The sequence below is a fragment of the Clostridium sp. FP1 genome, from assembly GCF_011065975.2.
In the GTDB taxonomy this organism is placed as follows: Bacteria; Bacillota; Clostridia; order Clostridiales; family Clostridiaceae; genus Clostridium_AD; species Clostridium_AD tagluense.
This window is the reverse complement of record NZ_JAAMNJ020000001.1, coordinates 2,511,745-2,531,325: the sequence shown is the minus strand read 5'-3', so window position 1 is coordinate 2,531,325 and position 19,581 is coordinate 2,511,745. Positions and strand designations below refer to the sequence as shown.

The 19,581-nt window shown below is 30.3% G+C and carries 22 protein-coding genes; 5 read left to right on the top strand and 17 right to left on the bottom strand.

Annotation, left to right across the window (positions count from 1 at the left end):
* Window positions 1–142: 142 nt before the first annotated feature.
* The 3 genes from G9F70_RS12240 to G9F70_RS12230 are packed head-to-tail and all read right to left on the bottom strand — an operon-like array spanning window position 143 to window position 2,004.
* Window positions 143–1,096, bottom strand: coding sequence for a DUF4097 family beta strand repeat-containing protein (locus G9F70_RS12240; RefSeq protein WP_164946401.1), 954 nt, complete (start codon window positions 1,094–1,096; stop codon window positions 143–145).
* The gene (locus tag G9F70_RS12235) at window positions 1,083–1,676 is read right to left on the bottom strand and encodes an HAAS signaling domain-containing protein (RefSeq protein ID WP_164946400.1); all 594 of its coding nucleotides are present in this window, start codon (window positions 1,674–1,676) and stop codon (window positions 1,083–1,085) included. Before G9F70_RS12235 ends, G9F70_RS12240 begins: the two co-directional genes overlap by 14 nt.
* Before the next feature lie 16 nt (window positions 1,677–1,692).
* Window positions 1,693–2,004 (bottom strand): PadR family transcriptional regulator, encoded by a 312-nt coding sequence (locus tag G9F70_RS12230; RefSeq protein WP_164946399.1) that lies wholly within the window; start codon window positions 2,002–2,004, stop codon window positions 1,693–1,695.
* A 343-nt stretch (window positions 2,005–2,347) separates the two neighbouring features.
* On the opposite strand from G9F70_RS12230, the gene G9F70_RS12225 reads away from it, so the two are divergent.
* Entirely contained in the window at window positions 2,348–2,530 is a 183-nt protein-coding gene (locus G9F70_RS12225) for a hypothetical protein (protein WP_164946398.1), read from the top strand.
* 193 nt (window positions 2,531–2,723) lie between these two features.
* Here the strand turns inward: G9F70_RS12225 and G9F70_RS12220 are convergent, their stop codons facing one another.
* The 8 genes from G9F70_RS12220 to G9F70_RS12185 all read right to left on the bottom strand — a co-directional run bounded on the left by G9F70_RS12220 (window position 2,724) and on the right by G9F70_RS12185 (window position 9,501).
* The gene (locus G9F70_RS12220; RefSeq protein WP_164946397.1) at window positions 2,724–3,002 is read right to left on the bottom strand and encodes a CD3324 family protein; all 279 of its coding nucleotides are present in this window, start codon (window positions 3,000–3,002) and stop codon (window positions 2,724–2,726) included.
* Between the two features lie 346 nt (window positions 3,003–3,348).
* Complete coding sequence (locus G9F70_RS12215) at window positions 3,349–3,555, bottom strand: hypothetical protein (protein WP_164946396.1); 207 nt, start codon at window positions 3,553–3,555, stop codon at window positions 3,349–3,351.
* A gap of 111 nt (window positions 3,556–3,666) precedes the next feature.
* Window positions 3,667–4,371: an epoxyqueuosine reductase gene (locus tag G9F70_RS12210; RefSeq protein WP_164946395.1), complete on the bottom strand. Its 705-nt coding sequence runs from the start codon at window positions 4,369–4,371 to the stop codon at window positions 3,667–3,669.
* A gap of 427 nt (window positions 4,372–4,798) precedes the next feature.
* Complete coding sequence (locus G9F70_RS12205; RefSeq protein WP_164946394.1) at window positions 4,799–5,920, bottom strand: DegT/DnrJ/EryC1/StrS family aminotransferase; 1,122 nt, start codon at window positions 5,918–5,920, stop codon at window positions 4,799–4,801.
* Window positions 5,921–5,953: 33 nt separating this feature from the next.
* Window positions 5,954–7,138 (bottom strand): DegT/DnrJ/EryC1/StrS family aminotransferase, encoded by a 1,185-nt coding sequence (locus G9F70_RS12200; RefSeq protein WP_164946393.1) that lies wholly within the window; start codon window positions 7,136–7,138, stop codon window positions 5,954–5,956.
* A gap of 122 nt (window positions 7,139–7,260) precedes the next feature.
* Window positions 7,261–8,463 carry a MerR family transcriptional regulator gene (locus G9F70_RS12195; protein WP_164946392.1) on the bottom strand — a complete coding sequence of 401 codons (1,203 nt, stop codon included), beginning with the start codon at window positions 8,461–8,463 and terminating at the stop codon, window positions 7,261–7,263.
* Window positions 8,464–8,609: 146 nt separating this feature from the next.
* Window positions 8,610–9,062, bottom strand: coding sequence for a DMT family transporter (locus tag G9F70_RS12190; RefSeq protein WP_164946391.1), 453 nt, complete (start codon window positions 9,060–9,062; stop codon window positions 8,610–8,612).
* A gap of 16 nt (window positions 9,063–9,078) precedes the next feature.
* The gene (locus tag G9F70_RS12185; RefSeq protein WP_164946390.1) at window positions 9,079–9,501 is read right to left on the bottom strand and encodes a DMT family transporter; all 423 of its coding nucleotides are present in this window, start codon (window positions 9,499–9,501) and stop codon (window positions 9,079–9,081) included.
* Between the two features lie 191 nt (window positions 9,502–9,692).
* On the opposite strand from G9F70_RS12185, the gene G9F70_RS12180 reads away from it, so the two are divergent.
* Entirely contained in the window at window positions 9,693–10,391 is a 699-nt protein-coding gene (locus tag G9F70_RS12180; RefSeq protein ID WP_164946389.1) for a cyclic nucleotide-binding domain-containing protein, read from the top strand.
* 74 nt (window positions 10,392–10,465) lie between these two features.
* On the opposite strand, the gene G9F70_RS12175 is transcribed toward G9F70_RS12180, so the two are convergent.
* From G9F70_RS12175 to G9F70_RS12165, 3 genes are all read right to left on the bottom strand, one after another.
* Complete coding sequence (locus G9F70_RS12175) at window positions 10,466–10,792, bottom strand: hypothetical protein (protein WP_125000585.1); 327 nt, start codon at window positions 10,790–10,792, stop codon at window positions 10,466–10,468.
* A 463-nt stretch (window positions 10,793–11,255) separates the two neighbouring features.
* Window positions 11,256–12,701, bottom strand: coding sequence for a DEAD/DEAH box helicase (locus tag G9F70_RS12170; protein WP_164946388.1), 1,446 nt, complete (start codon window positions 12,699–12,701; stop codon window positions 11,256–11,258).
* A gap of 210 nt (window positions 12,702–12,911) precedes the next feature.
* Window positions 12,912–13,283 carry a hypothetical protein gene (locus G9F70_RS12165; RefSeq protein ID WP_164946387.1) on the bottom strand — a complete coding sequence of 124 codons (372 nt, stop codon included), beginning with the start codon at window positions 13,281–13,283 and terminating at the stop codon, window positions 12,912–12,914.
* Window positions 13,284–13,701: 418 nt separating this feature from the next.
* On the opposite strand from G9F70_RS12165, the gene G9F70_RS12160 reads away from it, so the two are divergent.
* Window positions 13,702–14,274 carry a DNA-3-methyladenine glycosylase I gene (locus tag G9F70_RS12160; RefSeq protein ID WP_164946386.1) on the top strand — a complete coding sequence of 191 codons (573 nt, stop codon included), beginning with the start codon at window positions 13,702–13,704 and terminating at the stop codon, window positions 14,272–14,274.
* A 100-nt stretch (window positions 14,275–14,374) separates the two neighbouring features.
* Here G9F70_RS12160 and G9F70_RS12155 read toward each other — a convergent pair whose 3' ends face one another.
* The 3 genes from G9F70_RS12155 to G9F70_RS12145 form a co-directional block, all read right to left on the bottom strand.
* A complete protein-coding gene (locus tag G9F70_RS12155) occupies window positions 14,375–15,508 on the bottom strand; it encodes a glycerate kinase (protein WP_164946385.1) in 1,134 nt (377 codons plus the stop codon).
* 79 nt (window positions 15,509–15,587) lie between these two features.
* Window positions 15,588–16,838 carry a GntP family permease gene (locus G9F70_RS12150; protein ID WP_164946384.1) on the bottom strand — a complete coding sequence of 417 codons (1,251 nt, stop codon included), beginning with the start codon at window positions 16,836–16,838 and terminating at the stop codon, window positions 15,588–15,590.
* A gap of 160 nt (window positions 16,839–16,998) precedes the next feature.
* Window positions 16,999–18,060, bottom strand: coding sequence for a CdaR family transcriptional regulator (locus G9F70_RS12145; RefSeq protein ID WP_164946383.1), 1,062 nt, complete (start codon window positions 18,058–18,060; stop codon window positions 16,999–17,001).
* A gap of 175 nt (window positions 18,061–18,235) precedes the next feature.
* Between G9F70_RS12145 and G9F70_RS12140 the strand changes: the two genes are divergently transcribed.
* Window positions 18,236–18,697, top strand: coding sequence for a DUF4342 domain-containing protein (locus tag G9F70_RS12140; protein WP_164946382.1), 462 nt, complete (start codon window positions 18,236–18,238; stop codon window positions 18,695–18,697).
* A 200-nt stretch (window positions 18,698–18,897) separates the two neighbouring features.
* Window positions 18,898–19,581, top strand: coding sequence for a response regulator transcription factor (locus tag G9F70_RS12135; protein ID WP_164946381.1), 684 nt, complete (start codon window positions 18,898–18,900; stop codon window positions 19,579–19,581).

Genomic DNA, 19,581 nt, shown 5'->3' with positions numbered 1-19,581 from the left:
CATTAAGATAAATTAGTTTATAAATTAATTATATCTCATGTGTTTTTATGAATGTTTACAAATTAGGTATAATTCAGTTACAAAATAGCAACAGTTTTTATCATGTATATTGTAATAATATTAACTTTATTACACCGTTCCTTTACTCACCAAAAGCATTAAGAATAGCATTACCTGAGGTTGTATCTATTTTTATTGTTTTATTTCCATTACCAACAGTTCCTTTAATTTCATGCTTATCCGTTTCTTCTGTTATTTTTATAGGAAAATCATTTTTAAGATCACCTGATGTACTATCAAAATCTAATTTAAACTCTGATTTTTTAGGAAGTTTTAATTCCACATCTCCAGAAGTAGTGTCTATATTAATATCATTTCCAAAGTCTTTATAATTAAACTTAAATGAGCCTGAAACTGATCCGCCTAATATATCTCCTGTAATATTTTCTATTTTTATATCTCCTGAAGTTGTATCAAATTCATTCTTCTTACTTAATAGAGATTTTACATTTACTTCACCAGATGTGCTGTCAAATATTGTTTCATTAGTTGTTAATACGTTTATCTTAGCATCTCCTGATGTTGTATCAAATTTAAATTTATCTAACTGCAGGTTTCCTATAATAGCATCCCCTGAGGTTGTATCTATTTCTAAATTGTTTTTATAGCTTTCCGGAATATATATATCTAACTTTGCTTTTACATTTCCATTTACAATTGAAATAACAACAGGATATTTTATTAATACATCTAAATTTCCTCCATTTATATTGGCTTTTAAATATGGTGCTGTTTTTTTTGAATTTGTATTACCATAAAAATTAATTTTTATTTTATCTCCTTTGGTAGTGATAATATTCACATCTGTGCTTACTGTTTCTACATTTATAGTTTTAATATTTTCTTTACTAAATTCCTTTGTAGTATTAATATTAAATTTATCATTAGATGAATTATTACTTTGTTCTATTTCATCGCCAGATTTTATAATTCCAAATTTATACTCAAGTACATACCCTAATACCCCTAGTAGTATTGAACATATTACTATAATTACTAATCCCTTTACAATCTTTTTCTCATTAAATTCTTTCATGGTTTTGCTCCTCTTTACCATTAATTATTTTGATATTTGTCTTTAGATATTTAATAGTCTCTTTATATAGGCATTTACTTAGATGCTTACAGCCTATAAACATTAAAGAACCTGCAGCACTAAGACCTATACCAATTGCAATACTTATTATCCAATTTACACCCATGGATATATACTGTGGAAATATGGGTTTAAGAAATGTCCCTAAAACTACCCCTATTCCCCCTATTGTGAATCCAAAAGCTGTTGCATACAATCCTATAAGTATTCCAACAATACCTATAAAGGGTCCTAATAATATTATATTAAAAAAGCCTAAGCCAACTGCTGCAATAACAGCTCTACCAATATTTCTTGAAGATTTTGTGTTTTGTGCTTTCTCAATCATATAGTTTGCTCTTAACTGTTTTGCAATAGTCTTAGGTTCTCCAAGCGATAATGCTATGTTCTCTTCACTTCTCCCTTGTTCTATACCTATTGCAAAATATTCATCATAATCCGTTGAAATATCTTGTTTTTCCTCTTCTGGAATATTATTTAAGTTTCTTGAAAGTTCTTTCATAAATTCATTTTTATTCATATTCTCGCCCCCATTATTATTCTATTTTTAAAACTTTACTAACTGTGATTACAAAATCTAACCACTCATCTTTTAACGCTTCTTTTGTATTTTTACCCAGCTGCGTAATGCTGTAATACTTCCTTGGTGGTCCTTCTTGTGATTCCTTAAGATAAGTAGTTACAAACCCATCACTTTTTAATCGCCTAAGCAAAGGATATATGGTTCCTTCTGATATATCTATATCTTGTGAAATTTCATTTACAAGCTCATATCCGTAGCAATCTCTACCTTCAAGTACGGATAATACACATAATTCAAGAACGCCCTTTTTAAATTGTACATTCATTAATTCACCTTCTTTTGAATTATTTTCCTTAAATAAATAATAACACAAGCTATTGTTCATTGCAAGGTACTGATTAAAGTTTATTAGCCTTTTATACTTAGTACATCTTTTTATTATATTTCTTTTATTTTTTTATTATATCTATGTCACTTAACACTGAATTTCATATAATATAATTAGTATAGATTTTTAGGGGGTCTTTATTATATTAAAAACAATAAATTTAAGTCACCCCAGAAAAGCCGTAATAAATATTATTAATAATTCTATCTTTAAATCAAAAGTAAAAGATATTAAATTTAACAAAACCTCAACCATAATAGGTTGTATAGTGGGCGGCATATTGTTAAACCAGAATTACGTATATGCTAAGGGAGTTACACATGAAGGTACAGACGTTATTAATTTTTTATCTATACTAGGAGCACCGATATTACTTACAGCAGCAGAAGTCTACAAGGTAAGGTCTTCTATAAAAATCTACATGAAGAATTTAAAATTAATTACAAGAAAAAACGACAAGTAATGAAACTTGTCGTTTTTTTTCTCTATATTTATTCTCTTATTGTACTATTTTATTCCGATAAGAGAAATCAATCATTTTATCCAAAGCACATAAACAGTTTTGTATTAAACTTAAGCATATAAAAAAAAGAACTTTATCTAAATGATAAAATCCTTTCTTGTAATTACATTTATTTTATTACATAACAGTACTGTTATGCACATAATATTTTTTCTTGACTTACTATTCTTCTTATACTTTTTTCTGAAAGATAATATTGATTAGCTAGTTCTATAATACTAGCTCCCTCAATGTGTTTATTAAAAATTTCAACATTTCTATGTTTAAGGCTCTTTCTTGTTCCGTTTTTCTCGCCCCAAGCTTTTTCATTTCCATTTTTTCTAGGGATATATAAGTATTCCCCATCTACATATTCTTGAATTATTTTTATTATCTCCTCTGGCAACACATTTTGTGCTTTAGAATATCTCATTCCTTGCTCCTCCTCATATTTTGATACTTGGAAAAAAGCAAAGACTACCTAGGCACTTTAAAATGCCACAATGTGTTAGTTATGTCTATTTTTTTTAGTTTAATAAATTTTATTTAGCTTAATTCATATTGTTTTTTAAATTAAGCTCCAAGCAAAACATAACTTAATTTTAGTAGTCTTTGCTTGGAGCATTTGCACTAGAGTTAAAAAATGTATGAAACATATAGAGACTCATGATAACACCTCCCCTTATAATAAACTTATATTTTATATTCTTTTTAACATTTTATCATATTTAGCTTTGATTGTAAATTATTGCAAAAGCACATAGTATTTTTTCGACTTACTACTTTTCTTTGTCAGAACCCTTTTTTCCATAAAGTTTATGTAGTATAGAATCATATTGCCCTAACTTATCTGCTAACATATGCCAATTTTTATGTTCAGCATTTGCCACATTGCTTTGATTCTTTTCAACGTTCTCCAGTCTTAAACTAATATCCTTGATATCCTTTTGCATTTGTATTAACATTTCTTTTATTTCATTATCCATGATTATCTCCTTTTGAGCTTTATTTATAGTAAATCCATTATACATTACTTTTATACAAATGGCCTAATAGTGTCCTATAATTCTTGAAATAATTTTGTCACCAATATATCCTTACATAAATCCGTGTTTCTTTAAATATCCTCTAGTCCAAGGACACACTACAATACATTTTCCACATATTGTAGCATCTATTCCTACCATGGCAGCTCTCTCTTTTGCTAGGCTGTGGCATTCAAAAGCGTTGAAAAATGAACCTCTCTGCTTGTTTACGTTCCAATTCTCACCTAGTGGCGCTTTTGCAGGACATGCTAATTTGCAAATACAACATTCACCACATCTTGATTCATTTATTGGTATACCTACATTTAAAGGTGCATTTGTTAACAAAGATGAAATTCTAATGGCCGAGCCGAATTCTTCTGTAACTAGCAACGCACTTTTGCCAATCCACCCTAGACCTGCTCTCGTAGCAACTGTTTTATGTGGTAGAATTGTACTGTACGAATTAGATTCTAGCACTACTTCAGATGTTGTTTTCAAAATTGCATTATATCCAAAATCCTTTAATAATTTTCCCGCATATTCAACTAAACCATCTAAATGAGTATTAACTCTTTTATATTCTTCATAATATTCTTGGGTAGGACCATTTTTAATTTTATTAATTATAGAAGGATTCAATGCTACTGCTATGGATATCCCATATCTCATATCACTTCGCTTATGGGATGGTATATCCTTTAAATCCCCAAATCCAACAAGTGAAGCACCTTTATTCAATAATTCATTTTTGATTCTAAAACTTATATCCTCCATATATTTTCATTCCTCCCATATTATTTACACACAACGGTTAATTTCTTCTGGCCAATGTGAAGTTTTCTTAAATGATTGCAATCCTACCTCAACAAACACTACAAGGGTATTTATACCTTAGTTTCATTATACTTACATCAAATTCTAATATCAACCTAATTATAGTTCTAATAACTTAGATATATTTAATTTTATACCTTTCAAAACAAAAGAACATTCCATAATTAGTCAGACTAATTATGGAATGTTCTTTTTGTTTATGTAATAAAAATATCCTAAGCAACCCAGGACTGATACCATTAATAATTGTTATGTCCCCATGAGACCTACTAATGGAATAGAAAACTCCCCGGAGTGACTTGCAATAAGAAACGAAAAACAATTGAACTTTGATTTAGAGTTCGTTTGCAAGGCACGCAAGGTTATCTTATTTTTTATAGAATTTCCTTATAGTTTCGCAAACAAATTCTACTTCTTCCACAGTTATCTCTGGATATATAGGAAGTGCAATGATATTATCTGCTGTTCTTTCGGCTACTGGGAAATCACCTTTTTTGTATCCTAAATATTCAAAGCATTTTTGAAGATGAAGTGGTATTGGATAATAAATGCTAGTTCCTATTTCATTTGCTTTTAAGTATTCTGAAAGTTCATCTCTTTTTTCAGCCAATATGTTAAATACATAATAAACTGGTTTTTGATTTGCTTCAATTTTAGGTATTTTAATAAACTCACAATCTTGTAATCTATCTATATATAATTTTGCAATCTGAGCTCTTTTTTGAATTGCTTCATTTATATATTTTATTTTTACTTGTAATATAGCAGCTTGCATTGAATCCAATCTTGAATTATACCCAATAAAATCATAATGATACTTCCTAGATGCACCATGAACTCTGTACATCTTAGTAATACGTGCTAAGTTTTCATCATTAGTTACAATCATGCCTGCGTCGCCATAAGCTCCTAGAGTCTTAGTAGGGAAGAATGAGAACACACCAAAGTCTCCTATAGTACCTGCATGTTTGTATTCTGATCCATTACCTTTATATCTCATACCGAAAGATTCTGCAGAATCTTCTAAAACCCTTAGATTATTCCTACTAGATATATCCATGATTTTATCCATATCACCCATTTGTGAAAATAAATGAATTGGAATAATTCCTGCTGTATTCTTTGTTATTTTTTCTTCTATTTTATTGGCATCTATGCTAAAGGTTTCTTCATCAATATCTACAAATACAGGTTTTGCTCTATGCTTTGCAATGCAAGATGTAGAAGCGAGGAAAGTAAATGGTGATGTTATTACTTCTTTTCCATCTTTAAAACCTAATATATCAGCAGCCATTACTAAGCCATCTGTTCCTGATGCAACACCAATTGCATATTTAGCTCCAGTAAATTCTTTAACTGCCTCTTCAAAGTCAGTTACCTCGATGCCAAGCATTGATACTCCTCTTTCCATAAGTCCTAGAACAGCATTGTCGAATTCTGATTTTTTCTCGTGATATTCTCTTGTAGGTGTATAAAATTTAACTTCCATTATTTAACCTCCGTTTTAATATAAAAATTTTTATTATTTAGCCTTTATCTCATCAGCACATCTTATTACTTCATTAATTACATACTCTGCATCTTCTAATTTAAGTGTTGAATATACTGGAAGTGTTATTTCATTTGCATACTGATTATATGCATTTGGATAATCCTCTATAGAATATCCAAGGTTTTTATAAAGTGTAAACATTGGTAAAGGCGTAAAATGAACATTAGTAGCTATACCTAATTCCGCAACTTTTTGTATTAATTCATCCCGCTGCATCTCAGTAAATCCTTTTAATCTTAGTGCATATAGATGATAAGAAGTTTCGCTATTTTCATCTTTTGTAAAAGGAATTATGGCCCAAGGTTTAGTCCTAAGCGCTGTGGTATATATATCAAAAATAGCTCTTCTTTTTGTGAGCATTCCTTCATATCTTGCAAGTTGTGCAAGCCCTATAGCTGCATTAATATCTGTCATATTACATTTAAAGCCATCTGTAATAATATCATATTTCCAAGCTCCTGCTTTCATCTTAGACAAAGCATCCTTTGACTGACCATGAAGAGAATTAATTTTAAGCTCTTTCTTTAAATCTTCCTTGCCCTTAAAATTATTATCATTAAAGGTAATCGCTCCACCTTCAGCTGTTATTAAATTTTTCACCGCATGGAAGGAGTAAACATGAAAATCAGCCTGCGTTCCAACTTTTTTACCTTTATATGTTGCTCCAAAGGAATGAGCTGAATCTGATATAAATATAATATCTTCTCTATTTTTTTCCTTTAGCACTGCTTTTATAGCATCATAATCTACAGGAACCCCTGCAAAATCTACAGTGATTATTGCTTTTGTTTTAGGCGTAATTGCCATAGCCATTTTTTGCTCATCTATTAAAAAACTACCTTCTTTAACATCTACAAAAGTTGGTTTAATTCCTCTATGGACTATTACACTTGCTGTAGCTGTATAAGTATAAGGTGTTGTAATAACTTCATCACCCTCTGAAATGTCATAAACCTTTAATATAAGTTCTAAACCCGCAGTTGCACTTGATAGCGCTACTGCATTATTAGCATCACAATATTTCGCGATTTTATCTTCAAACTCCATGGTCTTCGGTCCTGTTGTAATCCAACCTGAATCTAAAACCTCCATTACAAGTTTTTTCTCTGCTTCTGTTATGTCTGGTGGTGAAAAAGGAATATTTTTGATTTTCATATATATCCTACCCTTCAAATTAAATTTTATTTTTAAATTAAACTATTTATAATTTATTTTTTACTTAAATCTTATAATTAACCAACAATAGTTAAAAATTATAGCATAAATGAAAATTGGGGTTATAGACTCTTTTGTGCCTTAAAAAAGCCTGTATCCTTAGTTATGTAAATTCCACCTTCTGTAGTAATTTTATCTTTCAAATATTTATTGAGTTCTTGAAGTCTTTCATTATTAAAACTTTCACGTACATTCCCTGGCATTGAGAACATATAATCAATAATAGGTGCTTTCTCTGTTACAATTAAATTATCCTCATATCTTTTCATTTCTATATTATTAAACCATTTTTTTAATTTTTCAGCACCGTTTTCTAGCCTAAATCTAGAAGTAATATCTGAGCTTTTAATATCCATTGTTTCTGATTTAAACTTAGACATAATATCTCTAATTTCCATCATATGACTTTGTCCAACAGTTGAGCAGTAAAGATATCCACCAGGCTTTAATACCCTACATATTTCTGACAGTGCCTTTTGAATGTTGTTTACATGATAAAGCATATGGTTTGCTATTACAACGTCAAAGCTACAATCATCATAAGGTATATTCTCTGCGTCTATAATTTGAAACTTAAAATTCTCTGATTTTTTTCCTAAATTTGCCTTAGCATCACTTAGCATTCCTCTTGAAAAATCACTTAACGTAATATCTAGGTCATTCGGAATTCTATCTTTATTTTTATCCCACAAATTGGCATCACCACATCCAAGCTCAAGAATGGTGCATTGTTTAGGTAGATTTAGTTCATCAAAATACCATCTCATCCATCCATATTTGTTTACACTAAACATCTCATGAATGTTTATCCTGGCCCTTAAATTTGATGCATTTTCATATTGCTCAATTAACCTTTTGTCCGAATTAATTACATTTATAATATTGGTGAATTTATCCCAACTTACATTCTGCTTATTCTCCATGTCAATGGCTTCATCAATAGCCTTTATTACCAGGAAAGTATGTGCAGCTCTTTGTTTCATAATTTTCTTTTGTATTTCTAAGGATTTTACAAAATTTTCATCAGTAACATCATTTTCAGTTATTTTCTTAATTTCGTCTAAAGAGAATCCAATAAATTTCAATGTTAAAATTTGTTGAAGCCTTGCAAAGTCTTGATTACTATACAATCTATGCCCTACTGCGCTGTAAGAACTAGGCTTCATTAAGCTAATTTTATCATAATATCTAAGTGTTCTTAAGGTAACACCCGCTTTTTCTGCAAATTCACCAATTGTAAAAAAATGCGATTCATTATTTTTCAATGTTATCACCCCTTATGGAACATAGACCTTAAATATGTTTGAATTTATCCTTCTATTGTATATTAACACATTACGTTACGTCATGCGCAATAGTTTTTTTGAAAAAAATAAAAAAAAATTAAGGACAACTGTAAAAATAGTTGTCCTTAATTTTTTATTATATCCGGCTCTTTCTTTTCAACATTAGAATTATATAATAATCCTAAGAGAATTAATAATCCACCAATAATTTTACCTTTTGAAATGAAACCCACTCTGAAATAATCAATGAGTATCCCTGTAAATAGTTGACCTATAAATATAAGCAAAGTGGTATATATTGTGGGAATCTTAGGGAGCACAATATTAGAACTTGCAACCACTATTACTCCAAGTAAACCACCTAAAAGAGCCCACCATGGTATTTTAGTAAAACTACTATAAGACAGGCCTACAGAGCTTTTCACTATAATCATAAGTAATATAGTGGTAGTTAATCCTACTATATAATTTATAAGTGTTCCTTGAAGCGTCCCTATCTTTTTGGCTAGATGTGAATTTATAATCATAGATATTATGGTAATACAACCACATAAAACAGCTAACATTATATATAACATATTTTTCCTCCCCTATCTAATATTTTATCATTGTTACTAAACCAGATAATATTATAAGAAATCCAATAATTTTTTTCTTGTTAAACTTATAAATATTGAGGCCAAATAGTCCATAATGATCTATAAAGCAGGCTAATACTAGTTGCCCAAAAATCCCTAAGGATAGTGTTAAAGAAGCTCCAAGGTAATTGAAACATAAATTATTTAAAAAAACCACAAAAACTCCTATTAACCCCCCACTAAATAAGTAAAATGGGATATTTTTTTTAAGGTTAAGTTTCTCTTTTTTTAATAATAAAATAATAATTACAGCAATAAGCCCCACTATATGAATTATTAATATTGATCTATATTGATCTGTATAGTTTGCCAAAGCTCCGTTAAACGTTACCATTATAGCAATTAATATTCCTATTAATACTGCAGATACTTTATACATTTAATTTCCTCCATTCTTTAATTGCTTGTTAACTTCTTTGATAAGACTAACATATAAATTTCTAGTTCTATAGGACACATGTCATATTTTCATTAAATTTATTATACAAAACTAAAATAAACAATTATAATAAGACTTAGATGCATTATGAATTTTTTTTCTTTCTAGATTACTACAAGGAGGCCAATTAAGTGAAACGTATATATAATGAAACTAAATTAGATAATTACATAGAAAAATATAATATTGAAGGTTTCTTTGGTGTAGATATGAAAAAATATATGGAGTTACATGTCTTTGATAAAGGAAGTCACCTTGTAAAAACTAATGAACCTATAGACTATTTTCATTTTTTTGTGGAAGGAAAAGTAAAAGTATACACAGTACTTAAAAATGGCAAATCTCTACTTTTCAGATTATATAAACCTATGATTATAATTGGAGATGTAGAATTTATTGATTGTGATACAGCTAATTCAAATATTGAAGCAATAAATGAATGCTTGTGCATTGGAATATCAATGAGTAATATAAGAAAATACGCTGTTAACGATTCTACTTTTCTAAAATGTATGTGTACAAGCCTTGGCAAGAAGTTTATTAGCTCCTCCATCGCCTCATCAATCAATATCCTTTATCCCCTAGAAAATAGATTATCAAGTTATCTACTTGCTATTACACCAGAAAATACTCAGAATTCAAATTTAGATGGTGGAATTATAACAGACAAGTTTACAGAAATGGCTGATTTACTTGGTACAAGCTATAGACATTTAATTAGAACCATAAATAAATTATGCCATGAAAACATAATAAAAAAAGAAAAAAATTCTATTGTCATTTTAAATATAACTGCATTGGAAAAGCTTGCAGGTGATTTGTATGAGTAAAGGGTATCTATTGTTATAAGCTCATCCGCCTATAACAATAGATACCCTTTTTTTATTATTCCAAAATAGCAATGCTATTTCATACCATTCATTTTACCCTTTAGTGCCTTAACTCGCCCATTCACATAGTTGATAAGTTCCCTTTTGTTCTCTTTTATCTCGTTTGGAGCGCTAGTAACCATACTAATTATATCTAATTTATTACCTTTTATTTCTTTTGCAACTTCATAAGCTAAATACTTATTTTTCATTTTCCAATATGTAATGTTAAATTGATCTGCTTGACGTTTATTATAATGACCTTTTTCAATGCCAAACTGAAATAAGTCTGCTGCTGATTCTAATTCCTCTAAATCCTCAACTTCTAAAGTCTCATTAACTAATTCTTGAAATGTTTTCATTTTAGCTCTCCTTTTTAACAGGTAATATTATGATTTATTATCATTGATATACTTAATATCACCTACTTGTTTGTTTTAAGAAAGTCACTCTTTACTAAATCTTTCCCACAACTTTTATATTTTAACACATATTAAAGAATATTTAAATTATGTTTATAAACAAATTTATAATTCTCTACTTATTAAAATATATTCCAGTGTGCCATTATTTTATACTTTTTTATTTTATTATGCCTAATATTCTTTATAATATGTGGCTTGCCTAGTGGTATTACTCATGCTACTAGTACTAATAAAAGAGACTTACTGCAGATTAATATTTTATACTAAGTTGCAGTAAGTCTCTTTTCTATATTAACTGTAAAAATTTTACAATCCACCAATAAAAGTATCCCACTTAGTCCTTCTAATTTAATCAAACAAACTTTAGTTTATAGTATCCACTAAAGCTACCTAACAATTACTATTTATTTGCTTTCTCTACTCTAATAGCTTTTCCCTTTATTGTTCCATTTTTAAGGGCTTCTAACACTAACTTGCCCTTTCCGCCCATAATATCTACATGAGAGAAATTATCTTGAATATCTATAATGCCTATATCCTCAGAACTAACCCCTTCAATATTGCAAATAGTTCCTACAATATCTACAGTCCTTATTTTTTTCTTTTTACCTGCACTGAGATATAATTTCATTATATCACTACTAAAATTAGATGCTTTCGTCTTTTTAAGAATAGGCTTAGCATCATGTTTTTCGTAAAATGCTTGCCTGAACGGTTCTGATTCTTCTTTTGTTGGAACTTCTGTTTTAGGTATCTCCATACCAATATACTGTTCTATGGCTTGTAAAAATTTATTTTCATAGTGAGTTGCAAAGGTTATAGCTTTTCCTTTTTTTCCTGCACGTCCTGTTCTACCTATTCTATGTACATAGTTACCTTTTTCTAGTGGTAAATCATAATTTATAATATGAGTTATGCTTTCCACATCAATACCTCTTGCAGCAACGTCTGTTGCCACTAAAAATCTAAACTCACCTTTTTTAAATCTTTCCATGGCATCTAATCTATCATTTTGAAGCATGCCTCCATGTATCTTAATACATGAATAATAACGATTTTTCATTTGATCCGTTATTGAATCAACGTTTTCTTTTGTTCTGCAAAATACTATGCAAGAATCTGGACTCTCAATATAAAGTATTCTCTTAAGCGCACTGAATTTCTTATCTTCTTCTACTTCATAGCAAACTTGATCTATTTTATCAACGGTTAAATTTTCAGGGTTTATTTCTATTTTAACGGGATTTACCATGTATTTAACACAAATTGCTTCAATAGATTCTGGTATTGTAGCTGAAAACAACATAGTAACTCTATTTTTAGGAACAGCCTTAATAACCTCTTCTACTTGTTCTATAAATCCCATGCTAAGCATTTCATCTGCTTCGTCTAATATTAAATATTTTACTTTGGCTAGATTAATAGTGCCTCTTTCAATATGATCTAGGGTTCTTCCAGGAGTACCAACTACTACGTGCACCCTTTGTTTTAACTGTTTTACTTGCATTGCTATAGGTTGCTTACCAAAAACAGCTATAGCTCTAATTTTTTTATACCTACCTATTTGTGTTATATCTTGGCTTACTTGAAGTGCTAGTTCTCTAGTAGGTGTTAATACTAGTGCTTGAGGCTGTGTTTCCTCTATATCTGCACTTTGACAAAGTGGAATAGCAAAAGCTGCTGTTTTTCCGCTACCTGTTTGTGATTTTACTATTATATCCCTACCTTTTAGAGCTATAGGTATTACTGCAGCTTGAACCTCTGAAGGGTTTTTATATCCTAAATTAACAATTGCTTTTAATATTTCTTCACTAATACTAAATTCCTCAAATTTTATGTTACTCATTTTAACTTCCTCTCTTGTTTCATATATAATTTTTAAGCATAACTTAAATATATTTTTAACTCATAAGTTTATATTATACCATGCTTAGACACATAATTCCTATTACAAATTTTAATATATGATAAATTTATTTATTTACATATCCCTAGTTTCAATAAAAAAGGGATAATGAATGCCCTCACTATCCCTTTATATAGGTACATAATTGCTTTACTCACATGGATATATATAATTGGCTGCACAACGAACGTCTAATTCTTCAGGGTCTTCAATATCGGCTGGAAGTACAAATACTAATTTACGGCGAATAGTACCACATGCATTGCATCCATCATCTTTACATAACGTTGTACAAAAACCTCTAAAAGCGAGTATTTTGTGGCAATTATTATATATAATGCATGCAACACATACTTGTTTTCCAAAGCATACGTTATTTACTTGTATTCTTACAGTTAATAATTTAGCACCGTGTTTTTCCATATCTATCGGATCTACATTAATAGTATGACATAAATCACAATCACATTGGTTATTATTATTTGAACAATCTGGTTTATAATCTTTTTCATCTCTACTCATTTTATAAAACTCCTTTTTGTATAAATTTTAAATGAGACAGTACACATTAATACTGATATATAAGTTATTTATTATTTTATGGATACATATATCACTTACATATATTGCTAATATAAGTTTTATACATTGATATATGTACTAATAGATCAGATTAATAGTTGAGATGATCTTTATTATAAATTTATAATTAGTTTTATTAATGGGTAAGTATAATCTAAGATATATATTATATTGTATTCAACAGTAAAGGAATTTGTTAATAATTATTATTGAATTTTACTAGATCATTAATTCTTGTTCTTTTAGCAGGAGCCTCAACATAAAACTATGTATAAATCATAGCTTTTAAAATAAATTTATGAATGCTATAATTAAAATATATAGTAAAATTAATAACCTTTGAAAGAGGTGTAGTAAATTGGATAGATGCGATTGGTGTGGAAATGATCCACTGTATATGAAATACCATGATGAAGAATGGGGAGTACCAGTCCACGAAGATAGAAAACATTTTGAATTTCTTATTCTTGAATCTGCTCAAGCAGGGCTCAGCTGGATTACCATACTTAGAAAAAGAGAAAACTATAGAAAAGCCTACGATGATTTTGATTTTAATAAAATAGCACAATACGATGATGAAAAAGTTATTGAGCTTATTCAAAATAAAGGCATTATTAGGAATAAACTTAAAATAGCAGCTTCCATAAATAATGCTGTGATGTTTATTAAAATCCAAGAGGAGTTTGGTAGCTTTGACGCTTACATATGGGCTTTCGTGGATAATAGCCCTATAATTAACCATTGGGACAGTATTGCAAATGTGCCCGCAACCTCTGAATTATCAGATAAGGTTAGCAAGGATTTAAAAAAACGTGGTTTTAAGTTCTTAGGTTCCACTATAACTTATGCTCATCTTCAAGCTACAGGCATAATAAATGACCATATCAAAAGCTGCTTTAGATACACTGAAGGGGCTACAGTTTCGAATTGAAAGTTGAGAGTGAAGGGGATTTTCCTTAACATAAAAACAGTAAAATAGTTCTTAATAAGACCTTAGTGTCTTATTAAGAACTATTTTGTTATTACAAAACTTATTTATTAAGCAAGATAATTCTAGCTATATTTTCACAAGTTCTTTCAATATTTTCTGGACCTTTTTTAAGTGCTTTTTCAATTGTGTCAGCTTCTGATAATATGCCTATTATAGAATTTATTCCATGCTCATATAATGCCTCTACTCCATCACCTATACGTCCTGCAAAGGCTATAACAGGTATATTATATTCCTTTGCTATTAAGGCCACTCCAAGGGGTGTTTTACCATAAAGTGTTTGTGCATCTATACTTCCTTCTCCAGTAAACACATAATCCGTATATTGCATTTTTTCTTTAAGTTTAGTATGTTCTGTAACCAATTCTATTCCCCTTTTAAGTTCTGCACGAAAGAAAGCAAGAAGTCCTGCGCCTAGCCCACCCGCAGCTCCCGCTCCAGGAATACTTTCAATATCCATACCTAACTGCTGTTTTATAATTTTTGCATAGTGACTTAAATTATCATCTAAAATTTTCACCATTTCGAGAGTGGCTCCCTTTTGCGGCCCAAAAATATAAGACGCACCATTTTTTCCTGTTAAGGGGCTCGTAACATCACAAGCTACTTCAATCGTAGTACCTTTAAGTCTTTTATCTAGTCCATCTAAGTCTATCTTATGAAGAAGATTTAAATATCCGCCACCTAAATTGATTTCTTCATTATCCAATGTTAACAGCTTTCCACCAAGTGCTTGTATCATTCCTGCTCCGCCATCATTTGTAGCACTACCACCTATTCCTATGATCAAATGATTAACGCCCTTATCTAGGGCAGCTTTAATTAATTGTCCTGTACCATAAGTTGTAGTTAAAAGAGGATTTCTTTTCCCCCTAGGCACAAGGTGTAAACCACTAGCGCTAGCCATCTCAATTACTGCTGTTTTTTTATCTCCAAGTACTCCAAATGTAGCCTCAACTTCATCACCAAGAGGCCCTTTAACTAGCACTTTATATAGTTCACCTTCTGTTGCGTCTACAAGGGACTGTACTGTTCCTTCTCCACCATCAGCCATTGGAACCTTAATGCATTCTGCATAGGGAATAACCTTTCTAATCCCTCTTTCCATAGCATCCGCTGCCTCTTTTGCTGTCATACTTTCCTTAAAGGAATCTGGTGCTAACAAAAATTTCATATTTATCTATCCTTTCCAAAGTAAGTCTATAATTTGTGCCTTGAGATATATTTTATTATTAATATAAATACTTAGTTTTCTAACGCATTATTCCAAATATCACTGTTGACACTAAAGTCATAGTTAAACCAACTAATGATTCATAGGGTATAAGTTTTAATCTTTCTTTCATATCCATAAATATACTTCCACCTGTAGCATGAAAAAAACTTCCATGTGGGAGATGATCTAAAACTGTTGCTCCACTATGAATCATTGCTGCTGCGGAAAGAGGTGAAACTCCAAGGTCCAATATGGTTCCACCAAATACTGTACTTGCTACTGCAGTACCCGATGTAGTGGAAGCTGTAGCCGCCGACATTAATATTCCTGCTATTGGCGCTAATGCATATACAGGAAGTCCTGAAGCAACAAGTCCTTGAATAATTACGTCTTTTAACCCAGAATTCGCTATAATTCCTGCAAGAGTTCCTGTACCAATAAGTAAAATAGCCACTCCACTCATTTTGCTTAATCCAACAACTGAGTATTTATTTAAGTTTTTTATTTTTCCCATGGCAAGGGCCCCTATAGCTCCTCCAACTGGCAACGCTATTAATGGATCTATGCTAATCTTAAATAATGGTCTAAGAGAAAGTAATACTATCGCGACTATTGGCCCCACAATTGCTGAACCAAAACTTGGTTTTTGTTCAACTGCACAAGCGACTTCATCTTCTGCAATAAAACTTCCTTTTTTAACTAGCTTTTTAGCTATTATGCATGTAACAATAAGTCCAAATATTGCTGGCACTATCCCTGCTGCCATAACTGATGTTAAGGGTATTTTAAATGCATCTGCTGCAGCTATTGCATTAGGATTAGGGGACATAATATTTCCTGCCTTTCCGCCTCCTATCATAGCAATAAGTATGGATGTTTTCGACAATTTGGCACGACTAGCAATAGACATTGCTATTGGTGCTACTGTAATAACTGCTACATCTACGAAAACACCTACAGATGTCAGTACTAAAGTTGCTAGTGCCAGTGCTACTAGAGAATTATTTTCTCCTATTTTATCTACAATAGTTTCTGCAATCTTTGCAGCAGCGCCTGATTCTATAAGCACACCTGCTAAAACTCCAGCAGTAAGTATTCTTAAGATGGCTGGCATAATGCCTTTTGCACCCTCAATCATAATTTTAACAGTGTCTGTTAGTCCTGCTCCACCTACTAACCCACCAATTAATGCACCTAATATAAGTGCATATGCTGGATGAACCTTTTTAATTATTAAAATAATTGCTAATATAAGTGCGATAATTGCGCCTAATGCTGTTATTTGCATATTTGTTCCTCCTTTGTTTGTTCCTTTTCTATATTGTAAACGAATTCAAATATATAAACATTAGGCAATTGTTTAAGATTTACTCCATATTTTTTGTGCATTTGAACAATTAAATCATCACCATTTTATATAAGTGTGAGACTATCCCTCTGAAATGTCGTTAAATCTCGGATAAAATATATGCAGTATATAATTGAAACAGATCAATTAAGTTCTTGGGATTTTTCCCAGTAACCTCTTCAACCTTTTCTAACCTATAATTCAATGTATTTCTATGAATATAAAGTGCCTCAGCAGTCTTGTTTGCTTGCCCATTCATATTTATATATGTAATCAGTGTTGTTAATAAGTCTAATTTATTCTCAGCTTCTAATTTTACAATTATATTTTCCATCTGACTATTCCCTTTAAAACTTGCTATAAGTGAAATAAATTCTACATCTTTATATAGATGGATTTTTCTTTCTACTTGAAGCTTTTTACCAATTTCAAGGGCCGTGTTTGCTTGTTTAAATGATACGCCAAAAACACTTTCATTTAACCCTACCCCTACCTCAAGGTAATGCTCTTCTTTTTTGCATAAAAACCTTTCTAATCTTTTAGTAACAAGACTGTCATAATACATATAAATAACAATAGTTGAAGGGTTAAGTTTTAAAAAGAACTCATCGCTCCTTATAAAATTCAACAAGTTACCCTTTACTTTTTCAATACAACTCTCATTAAAAGTTAATACCACAGCCACCCTAGGAATAGATACATCGATTCCCAAAGCATCTCCTCGTTCTTTAAAATCTTGATTATAGTTGATTTTTCGATAGGTTAATTCATATAAAAACTCATCTTTTAACTGTTCACTAATTTTTCTTTGAAATAGAACATACTCCTGATTCACTAAAAGTTCAGCAGTTATTCTAACTAGTTCAACAAAAGGTTTAACCTCTTCTGGTTTACCTGTAATTCCTATAACCCCAACAACTTTATTTTGAAAAAGTATAGGCGTATTTACCCCTGGCTTTGTGTCTAACCCACCTTGCAAAATTTCAATCATATTTTTCTTAGCTATAGCTTCCATAGCTCCTTCATGTAGCTTATATAATCTATTTTTGTCTCCACTTCCAATAATAATTCCCTTTTCATTCATAATATTAACATTATATGGTATTACATTCATCATTCTATCTACTATGCTTTGTGCTTGCTGTTCTGTTAATGTGATCATATATATCACTCCATTTCTCACTTTAAATATATCACTCTTATTAATCTCATGGAAAGAAATTTCTAATGCAATTCTAATCTCCTACTAATAATGCCTTAATACTTACATTATATAATAAAAACATAGAAAACAAATAATTCTTACACAACCCAAATAAAAATTAGGAGGAGTTTAAATGTCAATAAATTTAGAACAAATTGATGAGTTAAGAAAAAGAGCTAATGTAAGTTATGAGGATGCTAAAGCCGCCTTAGAGCAAAATGACGGAGACCTTCTTTGTGCACTAGTATATCTTGAAAAACAAAATAAGATTAAACCCGACGAGATCCCTTCTAGCGAAAGTAAATTCTTTAAGAAAGTAAAAAAACTTATTAAAAAAGGGAACGAAACAAAAATAATAGTTAAAAAAGATGATGCTGTAGTATTAAATATCTGTGTAACTCTAGGAGTTATAATAACTATAGTAGCTACACCTATTGTAATCACAGCATTAATATTAGCCCTCGCAACTAACCATAAAATAAGAATTCAAAAGAAAAACAATGAAGATTTAGAAGTAAATAATATTTTTGATAAGATGTCCATTGCTGTTAATAAAGTAACTACAAAAATCACAGAAGAAATGAAAAGTGAATAACCCCTCATAACCTACATTTAATCTATGTAGGTTGTTTTTTTATAATAAAAAAAATATAAATCTGATTGTCTGCAATTATATATAAAGTAATATATAATAAAAGTATGGTTATTAACTCAACTTTCGCACATAACTTCTCTATGTTATTATGTGCGAAAATTTGGTGACTAATATAATATATTTTGGGGGTTAAATTATATATGAGTGGACAAAAAATTTTAATAATTGAGGATGAAATAAAAATAGCACGATTTCTTGAATTAGAATTAACTTATGAGGGGTATAGCGTTTATCAATGCCATGACGGACGTGAGGGTTTAGATAAAGCCCTTAACGAAACTTTTGATATAATAATTCTTGATGTTATGCTACCATCTTTAAACGGGCTAGAAGTATTAAGACGCCTAAGACAAGTGTCTGCAGTTCCCATTATAATGCTTACTGCTAAAGATGAGATAATGGATAAAGTTATGGGTCTTGACATAGGCGCTGATGACTATATGACTAAGCCTTTTGCTATTGAAGAATTACTAGCAAGAATAAGAACAGCATTAAAAAAAGTGCCTGTATTTAAAGAAAGCACTAATATATTATCTGCTAGCGAATTGTCTATAGACTTAGATGCCCATATGGTTAGCTTTAAAAATAGTTCTATTGAACTAACTAAAACGGAATTCGATTTACTTAAATACCTAATTGAAAATAAAAATATTGTACTTACAAGAAATAAAATTATTGATATAGTATGGGGATATGAATATATGGGTGATACTAATGTAGTTGATGTTTACATTAGATATTTAAGAAGTAAAATAGATGATAGATTCAACAAGAAATTTATTTATACTATTCGGGGGGTGGGATACCTTTTAAAAGATGAATAA